Origin of the sequence: Pseudomonas sp. MH9.3 (assembly GCF_034354675.1) — a bacterium.
GTDB lineage: Bacteria > Pseudomonadota > Gammaproteobacteria > Pseudomonadales > Pseudomonadaceae > Aquipseudomonas.
This window is the reverse complement of sequence record NZ_CP133785.1, coordinates 3620554-3644059: the sequence shown is the minus strand read 5'-3', so window position 1 is coordinate 3644059 and position 23506 is coordinate 3620554. Positions and strand designations below refer to the sequence as shown.

Below are 23506 nucleotides of genomic sequence, written 5' to 3'. Positions count from 1 at the left end.
TCTCGCTGAAGGCCTCTGGACCCAGCTTTGCGTGCCTTTGACAGGTGATTTTTATCGCACAGGGCGGTTTGGCCCGGGCACTTGCTTGTGTATGCTCCGCGAACGTTCGGGCTCACCATTATAAGAACATCGCCTATGACCCTCAGCACTGACCTGTCTGGCCTCACGGCCGCGCCCGCGCAGGTTATCCGCAAGCACTACGCCACCGAGATGGCGGTCGAGCGCACACGCCTGCTTTATCAGGGCTCGCTGCTACCGACCCTATTGATGTTGGTGAACGGTCTGGTCTGTGCCTGGCTGCTGTGGAACCCCCGGCAATACCTGCTCGACAGCCTCTGGATGGTCTGGTTGCTTGCCCTGGTGGCGATGCGCGTGATTCAGGTGGCGGCGTTTGATTCGGCGATGCCCAGTCGGCAGGCGCAACCGGTATGGCGGCGCATGTTCATGCTCGGCTCGGCGGTCAGCGGCCTGACCCTGGCCATCGCCGCCATCGCCCTGGTGCCCAAAGACAGCTTCATGCAGCAGGCCTGGGTGTTCGGCCTGCTCGGGGCGGCCACCTTGTCGGCCAGTGTGGCCTACGCCGTGAGTCTGTCGGCATTCCTGTCGTTTGCCTTGCCGTGCCTGGTACCGGCCATTGCCTATCTGTTCTGGGACGGCGCAGCGCAGCAACGTGGCTGGGCCGTGCTCGGGCTAATTCTGCTGGCATCGCTCAGCCTGGTCGCCTGGCAGGTCAACCGCCTGATCCAGCGCGGGCTGGTGCGGCGCTTCCAGAACCAGGCCTTGATCGAACACCTGCAACAGGCCCAGCAGCGCAGCGAGCAGCTCAATCAGGACCTGGTGCGCGAAGTCGAGCAGCGGCGCAAGGTCGAACAGGACCTGCGCGAGGCGCAAATCGGCCTGCAGGACCGTGTGGCGCAACGCAGCCAGGAACTGGATGCCGCCAGCCTCGCCCTGAATAAGAGCGAAGAGCGCCTGGCCATGGCCCTGCAAGCTAGCGAACTGGGCCTGTGGGACTGGAACCTGCAGACCGACGAAGTCCACCACTCCCACCTCAAGGAATTGTTCGGCCTGGAACCCGAGTACATCACGGCCATGCTCAGCCATCTCAAGCCGCGCCTGCACCCCGAGGATGTGCCGCTGCTCAAGCGTGCGCTGGTGGATCACCTCAAGGGCCGCAGCGAGGACTATCAGGTGCAATACCGCGTGCGCCACGGCGATGGCCACTGGGTGTGGATCGAAGACCGTGGCCGCGCGGTGGAACATTCACCCAGCGGGCGCGTGATCCGCATGCTCGGCACGCGCCGTGATATCAGCGCCGACAAGGTCCTGGAGGAGCAGCAGCGGCTGGCCTCGACGGTGTTCGAGGCGGCCAGCGAAGGCATCGTGATTCTTGACCCGAATTACGCGCTGATCGCTGTCAACCAGGCCTTCAGCCGGGTCACCGGCTTCGATATCGACGACATGCTCGGCCGCAACGTCGTGGAGCTGCCCTGCAGCCGCGACGCTCGACGCCACTTCCCGCTGATCCATCAGGCGCTGCTCAGCCATGGCACCTGGCAAGGTGAACTGGTGGAAACGCGCAAGAACGGCGAGTTGTACCCGCAATGGCTGCAACTGAACGTGGTGCGCGATATTCGCGGCAAGGTCAGCCATATCGTGGGCTTCTTCGCCGATCTTTCCGCCAGGCGTGAATCGGAGGAGCGCATGCGCTACCTCACTCACTACGACGAATTGACCGGGCTGGCCAACCGCTCGCTGTTTCGCGAGCGCCTGCGCGAGGCTCATCAGCGGGTGCGTCAGGGCGGCCGCAGCCTGGCGTTGCTGCATATCAACCTGGACCGCTTCAAGTTGCTCAACGACAGCCTGGGCCATGAAGTGGCCGACCAGTTGTTGCAAAAGATGGCGAGGCGCCTGATCAATGCCTTGCCCGAGGCCGATACCATCGCGCGCCTGTCCGGTGACGAATTCGCCGTGCTGTTTGACGCCTACGGCAACCTCTCCAGCCTGGCCCGGGTGGCCACGCGATTGTTGGCCAAGCTGCGCGTGCCGGTGACCGTTGAGGGGCATGAATTGGTGGTCAGCGCCTCTATGGGGGTCAGCCTGTTGCCGGATAACGCGCGGGAAATTTCCGAGCTGGTCAGCCAATCGAACATGGCCATGCAACACGCCAAGCACCTGGGCGGCAATAACTTCCAGTTCTACACCGACAGCCTGCAAGCCAGCACCCTGGAGCGTCTGCAGCTGGAAAACCACCTGCGCAAGGCCATCGAAGAGCGTCAGCTCACGGTGTTCTACCAACCCAAGCTGTGCCTGGCCAGCGGCACGCTCAATGCGGCCGAAGCGCTGGTGCGCTGGGAGCATCCGCAGTGGGGCATGGTGCCGCCGGGGGATTTTATCGGCCTGGCCGAAGAGACCGGCCTGATTGTGCCGCTGGGCGAGTTCGTGCTGCGCCAGGCCTGCTGGCAAGCCTGTGAGTGGCAGCGCCAGGGGCTGGCGCCGATCCGGGTGTCGGTGAACCTGTCGGTGCATCAGTTGCGCCAGGGCAAGCTGGTCAGTCTGGTGCGCCAGGTACTCGAAGAAACCGGCCTGGACCCGCAATACCTGGAGCTGGAGCTGACGGAAAGCCAGTTGCTCGACAGCGTCGAGCACATCATCGCCACCTTCCAGCAACTGCGCGACCTGGGGGTGAAGCTGGCCATCGACGATTTTGGCACCGGCTATTCGTCCCTGAGCTACCTCAAACGCATCCCCGTGGACTACGTGAAGATCGACCAGACCTTTATTCGTGGGCTGGGGCAGGGGCGCGAAGACGCGGCCATCACCCGCGCAATCATCGCCATGGCCCACGGCCTGGCGCTCAAGGTGGTGGCCGAAGGCGTGGAAGATCAGCAGCAACTGGATTTCCTGCGCGCGCAACAGTGCGACGAGGTGCAGGGCTACCTGATCAGCCGGCCGATCCCGGCTGAACAGTTCGCGCAATTGTTACGCGAGAATGCAGATTTTCCTTAACGACGTCGGGTCCGCCCCTGGTGCTACATGATGTGTGGCCTCAGATTCACAGGGGAAGGGGGCGATTTAGTGAAGGATCAAACGGGCAAAACGACAATTCCTGTAGTATAACTACAAGCTTGCTACATCCCTGGCGCCTGCCAATAACAAGAGTCCTGCCCTGTGAATCTGCTGCAACATATCGCCCAGTCGCGCCACCTGTTACGCAAATCGGAACTCAAGGTTGCCGATCACGTGCTGCTTGACCCCGCGGCCGTGATGCACAGTTCCATGGCCGACCTGGCCCACAGCGTGGGCATCAGCGAGCCGACCATCGTGCGCTTCTGCCGCGCCATCGGTTGCTCGGGGTTCCAGGACCTGAAACTCAAGCTGGCCCAGAGCCTGGCCGCCGGTGCGAGTTTTGGTCAGTTTGCGATCCACGAAGACGATTCGGTCGCCGACTACAGCCTTAAGATTTTTGACACCACTCTGCATACCCTGATGGAAGTGCGCGAGAAGCTCGACCCGGTGGAGCTGCAAAAGGCCGTGACCGCCATGTCCCAGGCCCAGCGCGTGGAGTTCTACGGTTTTGGCGCCTCGGGTGCGGTGGCGGCCGACGCCCAGCACAAGTTCTTCCGCTTGCTGCTCACCGCAGCTGCCTACAGCGACCCGCACATGCAGGCGATGTCGGCGGTGACCTTGAAGCCTACCGACGTTGCCATCTGCATTTCCCAGTCCGGCCGCTCCAAAGACCTGCTGATCACCGCCAACCTGGTGCGCGAAAGCGGCGCCTCGCTGATCACCCTGTGCCCGAGCCAGACGCCATTGGCGGAACTGTCCACGGTCAACCTGGCGATCGATGTGCACGAAGACACCGAAATCTACACGCCGCTGACCTCGCGTATCGCCCACCTGGTGGTGATCGACGTACTGGCCATGGGCGTTGCCATGGCGCGCGGACCGAGCCTGGTCAACCACCTCAAGAGCGTGAAGCGCAGCTTGCGCAGCCTGCGGTTATCGCCCAAGTCGGTCAAAGCCCTGGACGACTGACCTCAGTTCAAACCCATTCCAAATGTGGGAGGGGGCAAGCCCCCTCCCACATTTTGATCTCCAGTGTTTTTAGAATCTTCACCGAGCTGTCACAGTCGTGTCATCCCCCAGGACCATCCTGAGCTCCCGTACTCGCATTGGGAGACTCGAAATGGCCCGGCACTACGAAGAAAGCAGCAGCTCCGTCAAAACCCGTCGTCAGCAGGAAGACCAGCGCCGCATGGCGTTCCGTCGCGCGATCGAAGACCGTTGTGACCAGCGTCAACTGTTGCAGAGCATCAGTGACTACCCGGAACTGCATTGGCAGGCACCCGCGGCCGCCCAGCGAAACGCTCAGCCAGCGCGCTGATCTGCAACCGCTCGCTGCGGATAAAGCCCAGGAAGGCATGGGCTACCGGTGACAGGCGCTTGGCCTTGGCCTGCACCAGGCACCAACTGCGGTACAGCGGCAGTTCCTCCACCGGCAGCTCCCTGAGCCCGCCGGTGGCCAGTTCCATGTTGACCGCATGGCGCGTCAGCAGCGCCACGCCGAGCCCGGCGCACACGCATTCGCGTTGCGCCTCGGCCGAAGCCACTTCCACCGTCTGGGTGAAGTGCACGCGTTTTTCCTTGAAGTATTCCTCACAGGCCATCCGGGTGCCGGAGCCCGGTTCGCGCAGTAGCAGCGTGTAAGGTTCCAGGTCCTGCAGGCGCAGCGGGCCCTTGAGGCTCAACGGATGATCCGGTGGCGCCACCGCCACAATCGGGTTGTTGAGGAAGGGCAGGAATTCCAGGCCCATGTCCTGAGGCACCATGGACATGATCACCAGGTCGTCGCGGTTGTCCGACAGCCTGCGAATGACCTGCGCGCGGTTCACCACTGTGAGGTGCAGTTGCACTTCCGGATGCTGGCGCTTGAAGGCGGCAAACAGGTGCGGCACGAAATACTTGGCGCTGGACTCCACCGCCAGTTTCAGTTGGCCCTGCAGCGACCCCTGCATGTCCGACAGCTGCATGTCGAGGTTTTCCAGGCGCCCGAAAATATCGCGGCTGGCCCGCTGCAGCGCTTCGGCGGCCTCGGTCATGTAGAGCTTTTTGCCGACATAATCGAACAGCGGCTGACCGATCAGCTCCTCAATCTGACGAATTTGCAGGCTGACGGCCGGTTGTGTGAGGGACATTTCCTCGGCTGCGCGGCTGTAGGACCGCAGATCACACACCTCATTGAAGATTTGCAGCTGACGCAATGTCAGTCGCATCAATGACTTACGCATTTTTAAAGCACCCCGGCCAACCCTGATGCAGTGACTATAAGCATTTACTTATACACAGCCCAATAATTATTGATTTTTGTTAATCCCTCCAGCGGCTTAGTGTGTGTCTCGCGACTGTCATGAAACATTTGGTCACGCGCCGGCCCCGCTTCATCGGGTCGATGACGCAGCAATCGGCTCAAGGGAATTTCCAAGTGATAAAAAAGATCCTGATCGCCAACCGTGGGGAAATTGCCGTCCGCATCGTGCGTGCCTGTGCCGAGATGGGTATTCGCTCGGTCGCGGTGTTTTCCGATGCCGACCGTCATGCGCTGCACGTCAAACGTGCCGACGAAGCCCACAGCATTGGTGCCGACCCTCTGGCCGGTTATCTCAACCCGCGCAAGCTGGTGAACCTGGCCGTGGAGACCGGTTGCGACGCGCTGCACCCCGGCTACGGCTTCCTGTCGGAAAATGCCGAACTGGCCGACATCTGCGCCGAACGTGGCATCAAGTTCATTGGCCCTTCGGCTGAAGTTATCCGCCGCATGGGTGACAAGACCGAAGCGCGCCGCAGCATGATCAAGGCCGGCGTGCCGGTTACCCCCGGCACCGAAGGCAATGTCGCCGATATCCATGAAGCCCTTATCGAAGGCGACCGCATTGGTTACCCGGTGATGCTCAAGGCCACGTCCGGCGGCGGCGGGCGCGGCATTCGTCGGTGCAACAGCCGTGAAGAGCTCGAACAAGCCTTCCCCCGCGTGATCTCCGAGGCCACCAAGGCTTTCGGTTCGGCGCAAGTGTTTCTGGAAAAATGCATCGTCAATCCCAAGCACATTGAGGCGCAGATCCTCGGTGACAGCTTTGGCAACGTGGTGCACCTGTTCGAGCGCGATTGCTCGATCCAGCGCCGCAACCAAAAGCTCATCGAAATTGCCCCCAGCCCTCAACTCACCCCTGAACAGCGCGCCTACATCGGCGACCTGTCGGTACGCGCCGCCAAAGCCGTGGGCTACGAGAACGCCGGCACCGTGGAGTTTTTGCTCGCCGAGGGCGAAGTGTATTTCATGGAGATGAACACCCGGGTGCAGGTGGAACACACCATCACCGAAGAAATTACCGGCATCGATATCGTCCGCGAGCAGATCCGCATCGCCTCGGGCCTGCCGCTGTCGGTGAAGCAGGAAGATATCCAGCACCGTGGTTTCGCGTTGCAGTTTCGCATCAACGCCGAAGACCCAAAGAACAACTTCCTGCCCAGCTTCGGCAAGATCACTCGTTATTACGCACCCGGCGGCCCTGGCGTGCGCACCGACACGGCGATCTACACCGGCTACACCATCCCGCCGTTCTACGACTCCATGTGTCTGAAACTGGTGGTGTGGGCGCTCACCTGGGAAGAAGCCATGGACCGCGGCCTGCGTGCCCTGGACGACATGCGCCTGCAGGGCGTGAAGACCACCGCCGCCTATTACCAGGAAATCCTGCGTAATCCGGAATTCCGCAGCGGCCAGTTCAATACAAGCTTTGTGGAAAGCCACCCTGAGCTGACCAACTACTCGATCAAGCGCAAACCCGAAGAGCTGGCCCTGGCCATCGCCGCCGCCATCGCCGCCCACGCAGGCCTGTGAGGAATACAACAATGTCCAAGAAAATCTTTGTAACCGACACCATCCTGCGCGACGCCCACCAATCGTTGCTGGCCACGCGCATGCGCACCGAAGACATGCTGCCGATCTGCGACAAGCTCGATAAAGTCGGCTACTGGTCCCTGGAAGTCTGGGGCGGCGCGACCTTCGACGCCTGCGTGCGCTTTTTGAAGGAAGACCCGTGGGAGCGCCTGCGCCAACTGCGCGCCGCGTTGCCCAATACGCGCCTGCAGATGCTGTTGCGCGGGCAAAACCTCTTGGGCTATCGCCATTACAGCGACGACGTGGTGAGGGCGTTTGTCGCCAAGGCTGCCGTCAACGGCATCGATGTATTCCGCATCTTCGACGCAATGAATGACGTGCGTAACCTGCGCGTGGCCATCGAAGCAGTCAAAGCCGCCGGCAAACACGCCCAGGGCACCATCGCCTACACCACCAGCCCGGTGCACACCGTCGAAGCGTTCGTGGCCCAGGCCCGGCAGCTGGAATCCATGGGTTGCGACTCGATTGCGATCAAGGACATGGCCGGCCTGCTGACCCCCTACGCCACCGGCGAACTGGTCAAGGCGCTGAAAGCCGAGCAGAACCTGCCGATTTTCATCCACTCCCACGACACCGCCGGCCTGGCTGCGATGTGCCAGCTCAAGGCCATCGAAAACGGTGCCGACCACATCGACACTGCGATCTCCAGCTTCGCCTGGGGCACCAGCCATCCGGGCACCGAGTCGATGGTCGCCGCGCTTAAAGGCAGCGAATTCGACACCGGCCTGAGCCTGGAGCTGCTGCAGGAAATCGGCCTGTATTTCTATGCGGTGCGCAAGAAGTACCACCAGTTCGAAAGCGAATTCACCGCCGTCGATACCCGCGTGCAGGTCAACCAGGTGCCGGGCGGGATGATTTCCAACCTGGCCAACCAGTTGAAAGAGCAGGGCGCCCTCAACCGCATGAGCGAAGTGCTGGCCGAAATCCCGCGTGTGCGTGAGGACCTCGGCTTCCCGCCGCTGGTCACGCCGACCTCGCAGATCGTCGGCACCCAGGCGTTCTTCAACGTGCTGGCCGGCGAGCGCTACAAGACCATCACCAACGAAGTGAAGCTCTACCTGCAAGGCGGCTACGGCAAGGCGCCCGGCACCGTGAACGAGAAGCTGCGCCGCCAGGCCATCGGCAGCGAAGACGTGATCGATGTACGCCCGGCCGATTTGCTCAAACCGGAAATGACCAAGCTGCGCGGCGAAATCGGGGCGTTGGCCAAGTCCGAAGAAGACGTGCTGACCTACGCCATGTTCCCGGATATCGGTCGCAAGTTCCTCGAAGAGCGCGACGCCGGCACCCTGGCGCCGGAAGTGCTGCTGCCGATCCCTGAAGCCGGCGGCGTGGCCCGCGCAGGCGGTGAGGGCGTGCCGACCGAGTTCGTGATCGACGTGCACGGCGAAAGCTACCGCGTGGACATCACCGGTGTGGGCGTGAAGGCCGAGGGCAAGCGGCACTTCTACCTGTCCATCGACGGCATGCCCGAAGAAGTGGTGTTCGAACCGCTCAACGACTTTGTCAGCAGCGGCGGCAGCAAGCGCAAGCACGCCACCGAGCCAGGGCACGTCAGCACGGCAATGCCGGGCAATATCGTCGATGTGCTGGTCAAGGAAGGCGACGTGGTCAAGGCCGGCCAGGCGGTGCTGATTACCGAAGCGATGAAGATGGAAACCGAAGTGCAGGCATCGATTGCCGGCAAGGTGAGCGCTGTTCATGTGGCCAAGGGCGACCGGGTCAATCCGGGCGAAATTCTGATTGAAATCGAAGGCTGACACACAGCCTTCGACCGCTACCGTTTAATCCTCGGGGGAGCAGGTGCTCCCCTTTTTTTTGCCTGTGATTTGGCGGCCGCGGCGCTTAAAAACTCATCGTCCACTGCCCCATCAGGCCCTGGTTGCGGCTGTGTGTACCGGCCTGGCCGCTGTAGCTGAGGCCGACGGTGTGTTGCGCGGACAGCGCAAGGTCGAGGCCGGCTTGCAATTCCAGGCTGTCGCGGTCGAGTGAGGTGCCGGTGATGGTGAAATCGTCAATCAGCCCCGGGGTGTGGCGATAGGACTGACGCACCTGGCTGTCGACCGCGCCGTAGAGGTGTTTCCAGCGGGTGCTGAGGTGGGGAGTGAGGCTGACCTGGTGATCGAACCGATACTCCGTCGCCAGACGCAGGCCAACGGTGCTGTTCAGGTTTTGCTGGGTTTGCGAGCCGACGTTCAGCGCGGCCAGCCCGCCGCGCTCCTTGAAGCTGTCGCGATGATAGCGCTGGTAGCCCAGCCCGATGAACGGCTCGGCGCTGACATCCGCGCTGCCCAACCGGTAGCCCAGCTCAGAGAAGAGGGTTTGGCTCTGGGCGTCGTAGCTCCCCTTGAGTTGTTCCTCATAGTCGAGCAGTTGAATGCGGCGCTTGTTGGTGCCGGCATGGCGGCTGTAGATGCCTCCCAGGCGCAGCGCCAAGGGCCCGTCCTGCCGGACTGCGTAGCCACCCAGGTGCCAACTGTCGAGGTCGGCGTCGAAGCGCTGGGCATCGAAGCGGCTGCTGGTCTTTGCGCCCATCACACCCACGCGCCAGGCCTGGTCCAGGGCCCAGTCGGCACCCAGCATCAAGCCTTGGGTGTCGGTGCTTACGCCGGCGCTGCCGCCTTGCCTGGCCAGGCGACCTTCGTTGCGCACGCCTTTGGTCCAGAAGTGGCCCTCATCGGTGTCGGGCAATGCCAGCAGGGTTGAAAGCAGCTGGCTGCCAAGCTGCTGCGTAGTATTTTGAGTGGCGGCGGCGAGGTTGGCGTTCTGACTGCCGGCCAGTTGTTCAAGGGCGGCACCCATTCCTCCGGGGTCCCGGGTGAGGGCGTCAGCGATTTTTTCCAGTTCTTCTTCCTCCTCCGATGTCAGTTCGGCGTCCATCAGCTTGGTGAGCGCGGGATCGAGCACGGCAGCGAGCTGCAAACCGTTGTAAGAGGTGGCCTTCTGGATCAGATAACCGTCCACCAGCGGCGTGTCGACCTCAGGCACTTCATACCACTCGGCATCCTCTGTGTCGTCGGGTTGCGAGTGGTGGTGCAAGTAGTCGAACTCACCTTGTGCATAGGCGGGTGAAAGGCTGACCGTGCTGATCGCGAGGGCCATGACCAGGGCAAATCTGTGGGGTGTAAGAAGCATGTAATCCCAACCTCTGATAAATGAGGCCGGGAATTTAGCGAGATGGGCGGGTTATAAATGTCAGGCTGGCGACTGCTGTTTCGCGGGAGTTGTCCCTACTTGGCGGCGATTAAAAACACTTCAAGCCCTAGATGCTCGTTTGCATTAAATTGCGTTTTTTACGAGCTTTTGCAAAAAAAGTGCATTTTAATGCGTAAATATGGCCGCTATTTACTCTATAAATGCACTATATTGCAGTAACGCTGTGTAATTTGCCAGGCAGGTGCACCAAATTGCAGATGGAAACTACTTACCTTTTAATGTTGCAGATTTTCACCGACGGTCATTGGCGTGACGCTATGGTCCTCGAGTTCTCTGAGCCTCAAAAGGGGCTGGAGGGGGCCTGCAGGTTTCACTACCGACAGGATTATCTCGTCGACAACATTGAGGCCATTCAACAACCTTTTTCCAGGTCCGTCAGCGCACGGTTTCCACTGACCTGGGATGTTGCGGGGCTTTCATCAGCGCCCGCCTTTTTGCACGATATCGTCCCATCCGGTGCGGCCAGACGTTCCTTGATGAAACGCATAGGCCACGAAAAACCGCAGGACTTGAATGCCGATCTGTTTCTACTGTGGCGCAGCACACCGGCACCCATCGGCAACATGCGTATCAAGGAATCGGTGCAAGCGGTGGACGGCGAAGTGCCAGTTGGTTTTCCCCGGCATGAGGTGGTCGCTCGCGATAACAGCTTTTTAGAATATGCCTATGAGCAGGGTGCAGCGATCGGCGGTGCTACCGGAGCAGGCGGCGAGGCGCCGAAACTGTTGATGACCCAAGGCAGGGACGGCTTGCTGTATCCAGATGCTGTGCTGAATGACGATGACGTGACTCAACACTGGTTCATCAAGTTCGCTCGCAACCAGGCTACACAGCATGACCAGGTCATCCTTAGAAGCGAATATCACTACTACAAAGCGCTTCAGGCACTTGGCATAAACACCGTCGCTGCCGATGGCCTGGCACTGGAAGAGGCCACCAAACCCAGCCTGTGGATGCATCGTTTTGACCGCAGAGTCGGCAAAAACGGCGTGGAACGCCTGGCTGTCGAATCGATCTACTCCCTGGCGGGCGTGACCACGCCAGGCAGCTATATGGATCACCTGGAAGTCATCAATCTGCTGGTTGAGCAATGGCGCGCTGTGGGCCAGCACTCTCAGATAGCTGAGCTGGTTGCCGAGTATCTACGTCGGGACTTGCTCAATAAAGTGCTGGGTAACTCGGATAACCACGGGCGAAATACCTCAATTATCCGTGAACGCGACGCCCTTCGCCTGGCACCCATTTATGACCTGGCGCCCATGGTGATGGATGACGAGGGCGTCACCCGAACGACCAAGTGGCCCAAACCCCTGGAAGTGGCGGGCGACATCAATTGGCGGGGTGTCTGCGATGCGCTGGGCGACATTCTCGATCCCGAACTGGCGTTTGAACGACTGCGCCAGGACGCCGAACAGTTGCGTGCGTTACCGGACATGCTCGCGGCTGGAGGACTGCCTGCCGTGACCTTGAATCACCCCAGTATCCCACTGGGCAAACTGGACCTGCGGCTCAAGCAGTGGGGGCTCAGATGACGACCAGCATGGATGCCCGTGCCTTGTTGCTGCAAAGCATTGAACAAGGCCTTGCCGACGGTTCACTGCAGATAGGCGAAGCCGTACGCCGCCTGCGCACTGAGGTCACCGGGCTGCACCAGAACCAGTTTGCCAAGATGTGCAAAATCTCGGTGCGCACCCTGGTGCATATCGAGCATGGCGAGGGCAATCAGACCCTCAAATCGCTGAACGCGGTGTTTCGCCCCTTCGGTATGCAGATGGGCGTAGTCAGGATACGCCGCAACTACTGAAGCGCTTCAACCGCGCCGCATATACCCCTTGCCGAAGTGCCGCTCCATGCGCGCCTGGATCAACTCCAGTGCCAGGGACATCACCCAGTAGATGATCGCCGCGGTGGTGAGCATCTCGATGTAGCGATAGCTGGAGCGGCCGTAGGACTGCGCGAGGAACATCACTTCCCACACCCCCATCACCGAGATCAGCGACGAGTCCTTGAGCATCGAGATGAACTGGTTGGTCGCCGGCGGGATGATGGTGCGCATGGCCTGGGGCAGGGTGACGTGCCAGAAAATCGCACTGTTGCGCATGCCCAGGGCCAGTGCGGCCTCGCGTTGTCCGTGGGGCACGCCGAGGATGCCGGCGCGGAAAATCTCGCTCAGGTAGGCGCCATAGTTGAGCGACAGCGCAATGATCCCGGCAACGATGGCGCCCGGCACCAGGCCCAGTTGCGGCAGACCCAGGTAGATCAGCAAAATCTGGATCAGCAGCGGCGTGCCGCGAAAGAACGACGCGTAGAAACTGGCGATGCCAAATGCCACCGCGCTTTTCGACAGGCGCCCCAGGGCCGTGACGAAACCCAGCACCGACGATGCCAGCATTGAGCACAGGCACAGGAAAAGCGTGAGTGCGGCGCCTTGCAGGAACCCGTTGGGCGCCAGATGCAGGCCGATCAGGTTGGGCAGCTTGTCGAGGATGATCGAAAACTTCAGGTCGAAGCTCAGGAAAAAACTCGCAAAAAGAACGAACAGCGCTGCCCAGGTCAGGTAAAGCCGTGTGCGAAAACTCATTGGCTGATGTCGGCGCCGATCCATTTTTGCGACAGCTTGCTCAAGGTGCCGTCCTGTTTGAGCTGGGCGAAGACCTCACGCACCTTGCTGTCCCACTGCGGGTCGCCTTTCTCGATGGCCACCGAGTTGGGCTCCGAATACAACGGCGCGCCGGCCAGTTTGAAGCGTTTGTCCTGGCTCAGGCGCGGCTGTGCAGTGACCAGGTTGGTGAGGATCGCATCCAGGCGCACACCGGCGCCCAGGCCCAGGTCCTGGAAGGCCACGTTGTCGGTATCGTACGGTGCGATCTGCACGTCTTCGAACGGGTATTGCAGCTGCGTGTCTTCGGCGCCTTCGATCACCAGGTTCTTGTTCAGGTAGCTTTCGTAGCTGGAGGCACTGGTGAGGCCGACTTTCTTGCCGCTCAGGTCCTTGGCCTCGTGGATGCGGTCATCCTTGGCATTGACCACGATCACGGCAGGCGAGGCGTAGTACTCCACCGGGAAGTCGAACACCTCGGCGCGCGCCTTGCTCGGGGTCATGGAGCAGATGCAAATGTCATAGCGACCGCTCCAGCGGCCGGCGGCGATCACGTCCCACGAGGGGGTTTCCAGACGCAGTTTCACGCCCAATTTCTGCGCCACGGCCTTGGCCACATCCACGTCGAAACCGTCGAGCTGATTCTGGTCATTGAGGAACGAAAACGGCGGGTAGCTTTCCATCAGCACGCCGACCAGTTCCTTCTTTTGTTCGATGCGGTCCAGTGTGGCGCCGCCAAAGGCTTGGGTGGAGGCAGCCAGCAGTGTCAGGCCCAGGGCCAGCAGCGGTTTGATTTTCAAAATTGAACACCTGAATAAAAAAGAGGTTGTTATTAATCGGATGGTACGCATTAAATAGTTATAAGAACGACTCTCATAGTGAGTTATTTTCATAAGCATATGAGTAAAAAGCATATGGGCGCAGCAAGCACAGTAATTCTCGACGGCGGCATGGGCCGCGAACTGCAACGCCGTGGCGCGCCGTTTCGCCAGCCGGAGTGGTCGGCACTGGCCTTGAGCGAGGCGCCGCAAGCGGTAGAGGCGGTGCACGCGGCGTATATCGACAGCGGCGCCAACGTGATTACCAGCAACAGCTACGCCGTGGTGCCGTTTCATATCGGTGAAGCGCGGTTTGCCGAGGAAGGCCAGGCACTGGCTTCCCTCGCCGGAGAACTGGCACGGCGGGCGGTGGACGCTTCGGGCAAGGCTGTGCGCGTGGCGGGCTCGCTGCCGCCGCTGTTCGGGTCTTACCGCCCGGATCTGTTCCAGGCCGAGCGTGTGAACGAACTGCTGAGCCCGTTGGTGCGGGGTCTGGCGCCCCATGTGGATCTTTGGCTGGCGGAAACTCAGAGTTCAATCGTCGAGGCGCGGGCGATTCATGCCGGTTTGCCGCAGGACGGCAAGCCGTTCTGGCTGTCGTTTACCTTGAAGGATGAAGACACCGACGACGTCCCGCGCCTGCGCTCCGGCGAGCCGGTGACGGAGGCGGCCGAAGCGGCGGCGCAGTTGGGCGTGCAGGTGCTGCTGTTCAACTGCAGCCAACCGGAAGTGATCGGCGCAGCGATTGATGCCGCCCGGCACACCTTCGAGCGGCTGGGGGTGGCGATCCAGATCGGCGCTTACGCCAATGCTTTCCCGCCGCAACCCAAGGAAGCCACGGCCAATGACGGCCTGGACCCGTTGCGCGACGACCTCGACCCACCGGGCTACCTGCACTGGGCCGCCGATTGGCAGGCGCGGGGCGCGAGCCACCTGGGCGGCTGCTGCGGGATTGGGCCGGAGCATATTGCGGTGTTGGCCGAGCAACTGAATCGCTGATTCACCACAGGCTGAAAATCCAGGAGGCTGCGTGACGAGCGGGCTAATTTTTGTGGCGAGCGGGCTTGCCCTAATGCCGTTCAGTTAAGCGCAGATTCCCTGTGGCGAGCAGGCTTGTCCTGCGTTGGGCTGCGCAGCAGCCCCAAAACCAGACGCTGAGCCGTATCAGGTACACCGCGTTTTGCTTGATTGGGGGCGCTTCGCACCCCAACGCGGGGCAAGCCCGCTCGCCACAGGCGTGTGGCTGCCTGAAACTCCAGGCTAAAATCGACACGTTATTTTGTGTCTAACAAGAGGGCGCAGGCCCCCTCCCGTGTTGTGTTCAGGCACGGCACTCTGCCAGGGTTTTCAGTTGGCTGGCGCCTGACTGGTTGGCCTCTGACAACCACGCTTCAAATCCTGCACCCACCGTCGGCCACTCCGAGTCGATGATCGAATACCACGCTGTATCGCGGTTGTGGCCCTTGATCACGGAGTGCTGGCGGAACACCCCCTCAAAACTGAATCCCAACCGTTCGGCTGCGTAGCGGGAGCGGTCGTTGGCGTTGTTGCATTTCCATTCCAGCCGGCGATAGCCCAGGTCGAACGCGTGCCTGGCGAGCAGGTACACCGCCTCGGTGCTTTTGGGCGAGCGTTGCATCGGTGCGCCAAAGGTGACGTGGCCGATTTCGATGCGCCCGTGTTCGGGCACGATGGACATCAGGCTGAGGATGCCTTGGGCGCGGCCGCTCGCGCGGTCGATCACAGTGAAAAAATACGGGTCGCTGTGCGCGGCATGATTGTCCAGCCAGGCGTTGAAGGCGCCGCGCTCGGGGAACGGGCCGTAGGGCAAGTAATCCCACAGCCTGGGGTCGGCGCCGGGGCCTTGCAGCGCGTCGAACAGGTCGTCGCCATGCTGCGCCGGGTCGAGTTTTTCCAAGTGGATGAAACGCCCTTCGAGCCGTTGCACGGCAGGCGCCGGGACGCCTTTCCAGTCGGGGAGGGAAGTGGACATGCGGCGCTCCTTAAAGGGCTTGGCGAAATTGGATGAGGCCTGGGCGTTCGGCGATACGTTCGTAGAGTTGGATCGCCGTGGCATTGGTTTCATGGGTCAACCAGTGCACCTTGGCACAGCCGTCGGCCCTGGCGGTGGCATACACGAACTCGATCAGCTTGCGACCCACGCCGGTACCGCGTTGGGACGGCGCCACCAGCAGGTCCTGCAGGTAGCAGGCATTTTCGATGCTCCAGTTGGACCGATGGTAGATGAAGTTGACCATGCCCACGGCCTCGTCATCCTGCCAGGCCAACGCTGAATGAGTCGGTTCGCCGGGGTCGATCAGGCGTTGCCAGGTGCTGTGACTGACGGCCTGCGGCAGCTCGGTGTTGTAGAACTTCAGATACGCCTGCCATAGCGGCAGCCAGGCGTCGTGGTCGGCGGCAGTGACGAGGCGGATATCGATCGGGCTCATTCTGAGACTCCCTGGGGAATAAGGCGGGACACAGTTTGGTCACGCACCTCGTCGCTGGCCGCCAGGCCCTCGCGTACGCCAGCGATGTCGGCCGGGCTGCGGTTTTGGCTGAGTTTGCGTTTGCCGATCAGGCGTTCGATGGGCAGCGCGAAGCCGACGATGGCCTTGAGCATGCTGTCAATATAGTCGGCCGGCGCGTCGCTGACTTGCCATGGCTGCTCACGCCGGGCCTCGTGGCGATCAGTCAAGGCCGTGACCACCTTGAGCAGGCGCGCCGCATCGCTGAACACCTCGGCTTTGCCGTAAGCGTGCACCGCCAGGTAGTTCCAGGTCGGCACCACTTTGCCGTGTTCGGCCTTGGCCGGATAGAACGACGGACTGATATAGGCCTCGGCACCGGCAAAAATCACTAGAGCCTCGGCGCCATTTTGCAGGTCGCGCCACTGTGGATTGGCCCTGGCCAAATGCCCGTAGAGCGTGCCATTGGGGCTCTCATCGGCGTTGAGCAGCAGCGGCAGGTGGCTGGCCAGCAGACCTTGCTCACCGAACGTCACCAACTGGGCCAGGCGGGTTTGGCGGATCCATTGCTGGAGTTCGGGCAGATCATCGACGGCGAAGGCGCGGGGTGTGTACATGGAAGTTTTCCTTGGCGAATGCCTGCATCCTAGGCAGGCTAATGGTTCGTTGTAAGAGCCATCTCCGGCCCATTTGATAGGTCCAATGCCATGCCCGCCATCGAGCCGCCCCTGTCGTTCAACCCCATCGGTATCGAACTGGACCGTCGCCAGGGCCTGACGCGCCAGTTGTATCAGGCCCTGCGCCAGCGAGTGCTGGATGGACGCCTGGTCAGCGGCACGCGGCTGCCGGCCAGTCGCGACCTGGCGGCAGTGTTCGGGATTTCCCGCAACAGCGTGGTGCGCGCTTACGACCAGTTGTATGCCGAAGGCTTCATCGAAACGCGGGTCGGAGACGGCACCTACGTGGCCCGGTTACCGCGTGCAGCCACGCCGGCTAAAAAACTATCCACAAAACTGTCCACAAGCTTATCAACAGGCTTACCCACAGCTTTATCCACAAATTGTGCAGATTCAGCGTCTGCTGCCTGCGCGCAAGTTATCCACAGCAGCGCCTTGGAACGCGTGCAAAAGCACCCTCTGGCACACCCGCCCGGTGGCCCGCCACGTGCGTTTCGTGTGGGTGTGCCGGCATTCGATCTGTTTCCTTTTGAAGTGTGGGCCAAGCTGAGCGCGGCTTTCTGGCGCAGGCCGGACCTGCAACAGCTCTGCTATGGCGATCCGGCAGGGGATTTGCGTTTACGCGGCTTGATCGCCGCCTACCTGCGCAGCGCCCGTGGCTTGCACTGCACGGCTGAGCAAATAGTGATCACCAATGGCGCGCAGCAGGCCATCAGCCTTTGTGCACAGCTGCTGGTGGAGCCGGGTGCCTCGGTTGCCATCGAAAATCCGGGGTACCAGGCCGCCGCCCGTGCGTTTGCCGTGGCCGGTGGCCGATTGCACGGCGTGGCGGTGGACAGCGAAGGTATCGACTGTGGTGCGCTCAATGCCCTTGAGCATTGCCGCCTGGTCTATGTCACCCCGGCCCATCAATATCCGCTGGGCGTGGTGATGAGTCTGGCGCGACGCCTGGAACTGCTGGCCTGGGCCGAGCGTACCGGCGGTTGGGTGATCGAGGACGACTACGATGGCGAATACCGCTACAGCGGCGCACCCCTGGCGCCGTTGGCGGCGTTGGACCGCAGCGGGCGTGTGCTCTATGTCGGCACCTTCGGCAAGGTGGCCTTCCCGGCATTGCGTCTGGGCTACCTGGTGCTGCCGCCGGGTCTGGTGCAACCGTTCTCCCGACGCCGTGCCGTCGACATGCGCCACTCGGAGGTCAGCACCCAAGTGGTGATGGCCGAGTTCATGGCGGCAGGGCATTTCCAGCGGCACATCCGGCGCATGCGCCGCGCCGCACTCAGCCGCCGTGATGCGCTGCTCAGCGGCTGGCCGGGCCCATTGCCAGGCGTGAGCTGCCTGCCCACGGTCGCCGCCGGCCTGCACCTGAGCGTGCGGGTGGACAGCGTCGCCCGTGAACAGCAATTGCTGACGCAGGCCGAGGCGGTTGGGGTTGAGATCACCGGCCTGAGCAAATACTGGTTACCGGATTCCAGCACCCCGTCCGACCAACGCGCCGGGCTGGTGCTTGGATTTGCCGCGGTGCCCCCGGCGCAGATCGCGCTAGCCCTGGCGCGTCTGCGCCAGGCATGGGGTGGCTAAATCACCGTAGGAGCGAGCTTGCTCGCGAAGAACGTTAACGATAACGCGTGCATCCCGATTCAACGCGTTGCCTTGAAGGCTTTCGCGAGCGCCCCCGCTCCTGCAACGGGTGGGGTAAAAAACAGTGATCGGGCTGCGTATGTTATCGATCTTCGACGGGCTGATCACTGCGCCGGTCGCCTGCGTATTCAGGTTATGCGTGGGCAGCAGGGTGGGTGTTTGAGTGGCGAAAAAGTCGATGCCACCGGCGCCGGTGAGGGTCTCTCCAAATGGCTTCTGGGGAATGAGCTCGCCATTCACCACCGTCCATCTCGGGGTCCTGACGATGGCCAGATTCGGGTCGATATCCAGTGTGGGGTACAGCTCGTGCAGTGCCGTTTTCAAGACGATTGATGCCACTTCACGCAGGGATGGATGGGTGGTCAATTGCGTCAGCAGCGTTTCGCTGTCGGTCAATACGAGGTCGTTCATAAAGGCACTCCTTGGCCTGTTGAAAAAGTAAGCAGTTGGCGTGCGCTTTATCAGTTGAAGAACAGCTGCCGGGCTTGTTCAAAGGTGATTTCACTGCGGTAAAGCGCTAGCCTTTGTGCCTGGCTCGACTCATTGCTCAGGGTATCGGCGGCGGCATCCAGGCGTTGTTCTTCCACGGTTTTCAAGCGCGCCGAGAGGTAGGAGCGCGCCGGAGTCCAACTGGCGCTGTAATGAAAATGCGCGTACCAGAGCACCTGGCGGGTGCCGCGGTCGGTGATGGTGTATTCGTCCAGATAGTCGGGCTGCAGGCGTTTGAGGCGGCGTCGGTTCAGGGTTTTCTTGATGGTGATCGCGTTATGGCGTTTAAGCCATTCCACAGCGGAGGGGGTGGGCGGACGCCGCTTGAACATCGTCAGCACCTGCTCGTTGCTCTGACGATAAAGCTCAGGCACCGCTTCAGTCAGCGCCTTGTTGACCGTACTGGCGGGCAGCGATGCCAAATCGGTGGCATTGCTTTGGGTCAACGCGCGCTTGATGGCACTGTTGGCCTCCCTGAGCCTCTTGGCCTGCTGGTTGTAGGCCCATTCGATACCGAGGGGACTGCGTTCTGGCTGTTGCACAAGGCTCTGCATGCGCTCTCGGAATGTCGGCAGTTCATCGAGCAGTGCCTGGCCGGCGCGGATACTGGTTTGGGCATCGATCAAGGCCGGGCTGACCCGCGTGGGAGTCAGATGCTTGACCCACACACCCGATGTTTTTTCATGGTAGGTGGCGACGACTTTATGGGTGAACGGCGACAGGATGTCCACCATGCCTGTATCGAGGCCGATATCACTCAAGCGCGGCTCGCCGATCAGCATCCCGTCGAAGCGTGTACGAATGAACTTCTTCTTCGGCCGTGGCGGTGTTACGGGCGGGATGGGGCGTTTTCTGAGGGCTTCCCTCTCGGCACTCAGCACAGCAAGCTGTGTGATGGCGCGCTGGTTGAACTCCTTCAGTTGGCGGCGCAGGTTGTCGAACGGTTCAACCTCGATATGCAAGGTGTGCTGCGCGTGGAAATCCTGCAGGCGCTCGTTTATCAGCTCAAATTGCTCGATCAGGCTGCTCAGGGTATCAAAGCGCTCGTCGAGGCGGCCTTCACTGCGTTCGTCCAGAGTGTCGCGCAGGCACTGGATCGCAACTTCGGCGCTGTCGACGATGCTACCCAGGGTCTTCCAGGCATCCGGCAGGGTATGCCGGGTGTCGGCTGACAGGCACAGGTCACGGCCGAGCAGCACCTGCAAGGCCTTGAGGTAGTCGCTTTTGAAGACCGGCAACGAGCCCTTGATCGTGGCGATCAGGCGTATGCCGTCACGTTGCAGTCCGCGCAGCTCGTCAAAGCGTCCCTGCATATAGTCCAGGCGCTGGATCATCTGCCGGTTCAACTCACTCATTTCCTGTGCCTCGGCGATGTAGCGTTGCTGCGGCTCGACATCCTCTCGCTCTATTTGATCAAGCACGCTGCGCAGCCTGGGCGTGAAGCGGGTCATGGCTTCGCGGATATCCTCGCAACTGAGTTCGGTTTGCGCCTTGAGGTAGTTGAGCGCCTTTTGGGCATAATCCGGGGTGGGCGCGTGCACGTTCAGCTCCTTGAGTTTCTGCAGGGCAGTTTCATAGGCGTCGCGCTGGGTGGTGAGGGTTTGCTGGTACGCCTGGCGCCGGGCCTCGGCGGAAGTGGAGGGCGCCTCGTCCATGGCCTGGCGAGCTTGCTGCAGTTCGGTCTGGGCGTTTTTCTTGTCCTTTTCGAACGCACTCAACTGTTGACGCAGTTCCTCGGCGCGTTTTTGCGCCAGCGCCTTGGCTTTGCGGATCTGTGCTTTTGGCCCGCCGCCACGCAGGCGCAGCCGGGTGTCGATAAACCAGGCACCCTGGCGGTTGCCGATCAACGGTGGGCCGTTGCGCTCAGGGGAGGCGGGGTCGACGATCCGCACCGCGTCGCCCTCGTCCACCTGTACCTGGAACCAGCGCTCGCCGACCGGGGCGTAGTAGCCATCGCCATTGGTGTAGAGGTTTAAATACGGGCCTTGGGTACTGATCGGCTCTCCCAGGTCACCGGGCTTGGCGACTTTGAAACTGTCGAGCACCTCACTCAGGCGAGGCTTGGTGCGGTTGATGGCGCCAGCGGCCAGCAACGGTCGGATGGAAACGGCGCTCGGGCTGTCGGCAGAGATATTCGCCAGTTGCTTGATCTGCACAGGCCTGGGCGGTGAGGGCCTGGATGGCGGCGCAGGGCGTTTGGTTGCTGCGCGTCGCTGTGGCGTCGAGCGGGTGACGACGAGCAATGAGATGGCCATGCCGAGGTTGAGCAGCAAGTCACTGAAGGCGGCCCAGGGCGACTGGCGGTGTGCCTGGGCGTCAACCACCGCTTGCAGTTGGTCCATGATTTGCCAGATCCACGCGGCGGCGCCAACGGTGGAGCCCATGAACGGCAAGGCGGCGTTGAAGATCAGCCAGCCGGCGCGCTTGAAGGTTTCCCAGCGTGCCTGAGCGTTGGACACCGACTGGTGTTCGGCCAGGGTCAACAGTGCCGTGGCGTTGGCGGTGTACAGGGTGGCGAAGATATCGCCATCAAGGGCGTGCCCTCCCAGTGCCATGGGCCCACTCAGGATCCACAGTTTGAGCGGTTCGACCAGGAAGTCCGCTACTGCCCAGGGCGATGGCAGCGCGCCGGGGAAGACGTAGCGGCTGTAGTCCGCGCGCACGTCGTCGGGTAACCAGGCCAGCACCGATTCACGCAACTGCGACGATTGCTGGATGGCATACAGCGCGTTGGCCGCTGACGGATACTGGATCAGCGGCGGGTCAAGCAGCGGCCGGTAGAGCAGGCAGGGGCCGGCGCCGGGATCCCTGGGCCCGATGATGTACATGTTGGTCACCTTGTCCGGCGCAGCGTCGGTGCGACGTTGCGGCGCAAACGCCAATTCACGGATCACGATGGGTTGCTCGTCCACCAGGCCCTCCGTAGCCTGGGCTTGCATCAGCGTGGCTACATAGCGGTACCCGCGCTCATCGATGCCGTGTTCCCCGCGTATTTTGCATTGCAGGGCCAGCAGCGGCAGTTGCACTTTCAGGTGCTGGTTGTAGAGCATGCGGCGGCGCCTGGATTCATCGGCATCCTGCAACAACAGACGGTTGATCAGGGCCGGGTAAGTGCTGCCTATATCGGCGCGTTTGACCAGGCTTTCCACATAGTCGACGGTGAGCCAGGCCGGCAGCCCGCCGCCATTGGTGCGCCGTACGGTCTTGTTGCCCAGGGGTACGGCGATCAGGTTTTGCAGGGCCAGCTCCGTGAGGCTGAACACTGTCGTGTCCACCTGCCCTGGCAGGGTAAAGGCGCCCCACACCACCGGACTCTTGACCACCAGTTCGACCTTTTCCAGCAGGTGTTGGCTGGTGTCGGGATGGTCCCTGAGCATATCGGCGTTCAGTTGGTGGAGGGCATAGGCCTGGATCGGCGCGATCCCGTCCAGGTGGGTCCTGCCCTCATTGAGACGATGCAGGGTCGCCAGGTCCCTGAGATGACGCGAGCCGGCATTCAGGTCCGAGATGCTGGCCGACCTCAACCAGTCGGGCAGGGCTTGCTCGTAATGCTGCAGGTCGGCGTCTGCACCGGCCACTGCAGCGCTGGGCGGCACTGCGAGCGGCGCGGCGCTGGCGTGGCCGCCGCGTACATCGGAAAAATCCAGCGCGTCGATGGCTTCGATCTGCACCGCAATCAACGCGCACGCCAGGTAATCGAAATAATTGCCGGCCGGTTCCACCAGTCGCCACTGCATCTTGTCGTGGGCGGTCGACGTATGCAGGGTGGTTGGCAGCGCGGCGCCCAGTTGATCGAAGGACGTGAACCGATCAAAGCCATCGAGCAGCGAGTGGGTGAGAATCACCGTGTTACTGTCCTGGGTGCCGACCAGTACCGTGATCAGGTGTTGGTAGAGGTGTCGAGCCTGGCCCTGCTCATCGATGTCTTCCATTTCTATCAGGTAGGCGCGGGTGGCGTAGGGGGCCTGGGCGCTCCTGGTCGTCAGGTCCGGGGCGCGGAACAGCTGGCGGGCCATGATGCAGTCCGATTCAGCCCAGCCAACGATGCGATCCACGTTCCACATTTGCCGCAGGGTGTTGGCCAGTTGCTGCCAGTGGGGCGTGCTGTTGCCGTTGTCGGCGTTCCAGTACGCAAGTTGCTGGTCCTGGTAGCCACTGATCATCACGGGCGCCAGCACATTGATCAGGCCGGCGATTTCGTCGATGCGCACCGGCAAGTGCACGGGCGGGTCGGCCACGGGTTGCCGGGTGAGGAAGTGTTCGCCTTCGATGTAGAGCGCCGGTACCGCCAGCACCGCCTGCCTGGCCAGTACATTGGTCAGTGCCTGGAACTGTGGCGGGCGGGCCACCACCTGGTCTTCGATGATTTCCCACACGGGGGTGCCGACCAGTGTGTTTTCGGGGTCGATGTCCAGTGTCGGGTAACGCTCGCGCAGTTGCTCGCGCAGCAACACGGCGGCGACGTCTCGAAATGAGGGGCCGACCGACAGTTGCGCCAGCAGCGTGGCGGCGAGGTTGGGGCGTGGGGGAAGCGTTGAAGCCATGGAAAACTCCTGACGAGCCTGAGTATGGAAACTGGGGGGTTTCCATACTAGGAACCGCTCGGTCAGAAAGGGCGGTGATTATGTAAGGGCGGG

General features: G+C 61.7%; 18 protein-coding genes. 9 read left to right on the top strand and 9 right to left on the bottom strand.

Going from position 1 to position 23506, the window contains the following annotated elements; translation table 11 throughout:
- Positions 1–135: 135 nt before the first annotated feature.
- The 3 genes from RHM60_RS16185 (at position 136) to RHM60_RS16175 (ending at position 4387) form a co-directional block, all read left to right on the top strand.
- On the top strand, positions 136–3009 hold the full coding sequence (locus RHM60_RS16185; protein ID WP_209986575.1) for a putative bifunctional diguanylate cyclase/phosphodiesterase: 2874 nt from the start codon (positions 136–138) through the stop codon (positions 3007–3009).
- Positions 3010–3171: 162 nt separating this feature from the next.
- Positions 3172–4038, top strand: a complete 867-nt coding sequence (gene hexR / locus RHM60_RS16180) for a transcriptional regulator HexR (RefSeq protein WP_003177007.1) — start codon at positions 3172–3174, stop codon at positions 4036–4038.
- Positions 4039–4189: 151 nt separating this feature from the next.
- Entirely contained in the window at positions 4190–4387 is a 198-nt protein-coding gene (locus RHM60_RS16175; RefSeq protein ID WP_082638316.1) for a PA3496 family putative envelope integrity protein, read from the top strand.
- On the opposite strand, the gene RHM60_RS16170 is transcribed toward RHM60_RS16175, so the two are convergent.
- Entirely contained in the window at positions 4317–5291 is a 975-nt protein-coding gene (locus RHM60_RS16170) for a LysR family transcriptional regulator (protein WP_209986569.1), read from the bottom strand. The genes RHM60_RS16175 and RHM60_RS16170 overlap by 71 nt on opposite strands.
- Before the next feature lie 194 nt (positions 5292–5485).
- Here RHM60_RS16170 and RHM60_RS16165 point away from each other — a divergent pair, with 194 nt between their 5' ends.
- On the top strand, positions 5486–6901 hold the full coding sequence (locus RHM60_RS16165) for an acetyl-CoA carboxylase biotin carboxylase subunit (RefSeq protein WP_322212210.1): 1416 nt from the start codon (positions 5486–5488) through the stop codon (positions 6899–6901).
- 11 nt (positions 6902–6912) lie between these two features.
- The gene (gene oadA, locus RHM60_RS16160) at positions 6913–8721 is read left to right on the top strand and encodes a sodium-extruding oxaloacetate decarboxylase subunit alpha (protein WP_231422267.1); all 1809 of its coding nucleotides are present in this window, start codon (positions 6913–6915) and stop codon (positions 8719–8721) included.
- 85 nt (positions 8722–8806) lie between these two features.
- Here oadA and RHM60_RS16155 read toward each other — a convergent pair whose 3' ends face one another.
- Positions 8807–10096, bottom strand: a complete 1290-nt coding sequence (locus RHM60_RS16155; protein WP_322212209.1) for an autotransporter outer membrane beta-barrel domain-containing protein — start codon at positions 10094–10096, stop codon at positions 8807–8809.
- A 278-nt stretch (positions 10097–10374) separates the two neighbouring features.
- Between RHM60_RS16155 and RHM60_RS16150 the strand changes: the two genes are divergently transcribed.
- Positions 10375–11709 carry a type II toxin-antitoxin system HipA family toxin gene (locus RHM60_RS16150; RefSeq protein ID WP_322212208.1) on the top strand — a complete coding sequence of 445 codons (1335 nt, stop codon included), beginning with the start codon at positions 10375–10377 and terminating at the stop codon, positions 11707–11709.
- On the top strand, positions 11706–11981 hold the full coding sequence (locus tag RHM60_RS16145; protein WP_209986558.1) for a helix-turn-helix domain-containing protein: 276 nt from the start codon (positions 11706–11708) through the stop codon (positions 11979–11981). The genes RHM60_RS16150 and RHM60_RS16145 overlap by 4 nt, the downstream gene beginning before the upstream one ends.
- Positions 11982–11987: 6 nt before the next feature.
- On the opposite strand, the gene RHM60_RS16140 is transcribed toward RHM60_RS16145, so the two are convergent.
- Together RHM60_RS16140 and RHM60_RS16135 are read right to left on the bottom strand one after the other, a co-directional pair.
- The gene (locus RHM60_RS16140; protein ID WP_322212207.1) at positions 11988–12758 is read right to left on the bottom strand and encodes an amino acid ABC transporter permease; all 771 of its coding nucleotides are present in this window, start codon (positions 12756–12758) and stop codon (positions 11988–11990) included.
- Positions 12755–13576, bottom strand: coding sequence for an ABC transporter substrate-binding protein (locus RHM60_RS16135; RefSeq protein WP_057006298.1), 822 nt, complete (start codon positions 13574–13576; stop codon positions 12755–12757). The genes RHM60_RS16140 and RHM60_RS16135 overlap by 4 nt, the downstream gene beginning before the upstream one ends.
- A gap of 114 nt (positions 13577–13690) precedes the next feature.
- Here RHM60_RS16135 and RHM60_RS16130 point away from each other — a divergent pair, with 114 nt between their 5' ends.
- Positions 13691–14593 carry a homocysteine S-methyltransferase family protein gene (locus RHM60_RS16130; RefSeq protein ID WP_231422270.1) on the top strand — a complete coding sequence of 301 codons (903 nt, stop codon included), beginning with the start codon at positions 13691–13693 and terminating at the stop codon, positions 14591–14593.
- A 322-nt stretch (positions 14594–14915) separates the two neighbouring features.
- Here RHM60_RS16130 and RHM60_RS16125 read toward each other — a convergent pair whose 3' ends face one another.
- From RHM60_RS16125 to RHM60_RS16115, 3 genes are read right to left on the bottom strand one after another with little or no spacing between them, the layout of a single operon-like run.
- The gene (locus RHM60_RS16125; protein ID WP_209986549.1) at positions 14916–15587 is read right to left on the bottom strand and encodes a GNAT family N-acetyltransferase; all 672 of its coding nucleotides are present in this window, start codon (positions 15585–15587) and stop codon (positions 14916–14918) included.
- A 10-nt stretch (positions 15588–15597) separates the two neighbouring features.
- Complete coding sequence (locus RHM60_RS16120) at positions 15598–16044, bottom strand: GNAT family N-acetyltransferase (protein ID WP_209986547.1); 447 nt, start codon at positions 16042–16044, stop codon at positions 15598–15600.
- Positions 16041–16679 (bottom strand): FMN-binding negative transcriptional regulator, encoded by a 639-nt coding sequence (locus tag RHM60_RS16115; protein ID WP_322212206.1) that lies wholly within the window; start codon positions 16677–16679, stop codon positions 16041–16043. Before RHM60_RS16115 ends, RHM60_RS16120 begins: the two co-directional genes overlap by 4 nt.
- 90 nt (positions 16680–16769) lie before the next feature.
- Between RHM60_RS16115 and RHM60_RS16110 the strand changes: the two genes are divergently transcribed.
- On the top strand, positions 16770–18320 hold the full coding sequence (locus tag RHM60_RS16110) for a PLP-dependent aminotransferase family protein (RefSeq protein ID WP_322212205.1): 1551 nt from the start codon (positions 16770–16772) through the stop codon (positions 18318–18320).
- On the opposite strand, the gene RHM60_RS16105 is transcribed toward RHM60_RS16110, so the two are convergent.
- Both RHM60_RS16105 and RHM60_RS16100 read right to left on the bottom strand, forming a co-directional pair.
- On the bottom strand, positions 18282–18791 hold the full coding sequence (locus RHM60_RS16105) for a hypothetical protein (protein ID WP_245229048.1): 510 nt from the start codon (positions 18789–18791) through the stop codon (positions 18282–18284). The two genes, RHM60_RS16110 and RHM60_RS16105, sit on opposite strands and share 39 nt — an antisense overlap.
- 50 nt (positions 18792–18841) lie before the next feature.
- On the bottom strand, positions 18842–23413 hold the full coding sequence (locus tag RHM60_RS16100) for a dermonecrotic toxin domain-containing protein (RefSeq protein WP_322212204.1): 4572 nt from the start codon (positions 23411–23413) through the stop codon (positions 18842–18844).
- Positions 23414–23506: the final 93 nt, after the last annotated feature.

What these genes read in the sequence shown, in the direction of transcription:
- RHM60_RS16185 (WP_209986575.1), top strand. Translation starts at nt 136, where the DNA reads ATGACCCTCAGCACTGACCTGTCTGGCCTCACGGCCGCGCCCGCGCAG.
- RHM60_RS16175 (WP_082638316.1), top strand. Translation starts at nt 4,190, where the DNA reads ATGGCCCGGCACTACGAAGAAAGCAGCAGCTCCGTCAAAACCCGTCGT.
- RHM60_RS16170 (WP_209986569.1), bottom strand. Translation starts at nt 5,291, where the DNA reads ATGCGTAAGTCATTGATGCGACTGACATTGCGTCAGCTGCAAATCTTC.
- oadA (WP_231422267.1), top strand. Translation starts at nt 6,913, where the DNA reads ATGTCCAAGAAAATCTTTGTAACCGACACCATCCTGCGCGACGCCCAC.
- RHM60_RS16155 (WP_322212209.1), bottom strand. Translation starts at nt 10,096, where the DNA reads ATGCTTCTTACACCCCACAGATTTGCCCTGGTCATGGCCCTCGCGATC.
- RHM60_RS16150 (WP_322212208.1), top strand. Translation starts at nt 10,375, where the DNA reads ATGGAAACTACTTACCTTTTAATGTTGCAGATTTTCACCGACGGTCAT.
- RHM60_RS16145 (WP_209986558.1), top strand. Translation starts at nt 11,706, where the DNA reads ATGACGACCAGCATGGATGCCCGTGCCTTGTTGCTGCAAAGCATTGAA.
- RHM60_RS16140 (WP_322212207.1), bottom strand. Translation starts at nt 12,758, where the DNA reads ATGAGTTTTCGCACACGGCTTTACCTGACCTGGGCAGCGCTGTTCGTT.
- RHM60_RS16130 (WP_231422270.1), top strand. Translation starts at nt 13,691, where the DNA reads ATGGGCGCAGCAAGCACAGTAATTCTCGACGGCGGCATGGGCCGCGAA.
- RHM60_RS16125 (WP_209986549.1), bottom strand. Translation starts at nt 15,587, where the DNA reads ATGTCCACTTCCCTCCCCGACTGGAAAGGCGTCCCGGCGCCTGCCGTG.
- RHM60_RS16120 (WP_209986547.1), bottom strand. Translation starts at nt 16,044, where the DNA reads ATGAGCCCGATCGATATCCGCCTCGTCACTGCCGCCGACCACGACGCC.
- RHM60_RS16115 (WP_322212206.1), bottom strand. Translation starts at nt 16,679, where the DNA reads ATGTACACACCCCGCGCCTTCGCCGTCGATGATCTGCCCGAACTCCAG.
- RHM60_RS16110 (WP_322212205.1), top strand. Translation starts at nt 16,770, where the DNA reads ATGCCCGCCATCGAGCCGCCCCTGTCGTTCAACCCCATCGGTATCGAA.
- RHM60_RS16105 (WP_245229048.1), bottom strand. Translation starts at nt 18,791, where the DNA reads ATGAACGACCTCGTATTGACCGACAGCGAAACGCTGCTGACGCAATTG.
- RHM60_RS16100 (WP_322212204.1), bottom strand. Translation starts at nt 23,413, where the DNA reads ATGGCTTCAACGCTTCCCCCACGCCCCAACCTCGCCGCCACGCTGCTG.